The sequence below is a fragment of the Flavobacterium sp. ST-158 genome, assembly GCF_058309975.1.
This window is the reverse complement of sequence record NZ_JBZEEN010000032.1, coordinates 1-560: the sequence shown is the minus strand read 5'-3', so window position 1 is coordinate 560 and position 560 is coordinate 1. Positions and strand designations below refer to the sequence as shown.

Below are 560 nucleotides of genomic sequence, written 5' to 3'. Positions count from 1 at the left end.
GGCTATTGTGTGGTCTTGTACCTAATTATCATAGTATTTCTGATTTTAGGAAGGATAATCCATCGGGATTAAAAAAGCTTTTCAAACTCTTTGTTTCTTTCCTTAAAGATTCCGACTTAATCGCAGGAGAAACCATTGCCATCGATGGTACAAAGAGTCGCGCCCATAATAGCAAAAAAGCCAATTTCAGTCAAAAGAAAATAGACCAACATCTGGCTTATATTGAAGAAAAAACACAAGAATATTTAAGCGATTTAGCTCAAAACGATCAAAATGATTCTAGTGTAAGTATTAGCAAAATCCAGGAAAAAATAGAGCGTTTAAAAACCAATAAAATCCGCTACGAACTCCTGGAAGAAAAGCTAAAAACAAGTAGAGAACCTCACCCGAGCTCGAAAGAGCGAACTGACGAAGTAAATCAGCACTACTGATGAAGATGCCAGGGCTTTACTGGTACAAGGTCAGGTAGTTGAAGTAAGTTATAATATTCAGGCTGCGGTGGATGCTAAACACAATTTAGTAGTTGCTACTCACACGATCAATCGCAATGATCGCAATGC

The 560-nt window shown here is 37.7% G+C and carries 1 protein-coding gene; it reads left to right on the top strand.

Annotation, left to right across the window (positions count from 1 at the left end):
• A partial coding sequence (locus tag AC4FRF_RS17545) for a transposase (protein WP_491161598.1) occupies positions 1–431 on the top strand: 431 nt, incomplete at its 5' end.
• Positions 432–560 lie beyond the last annotated feature (129 nt).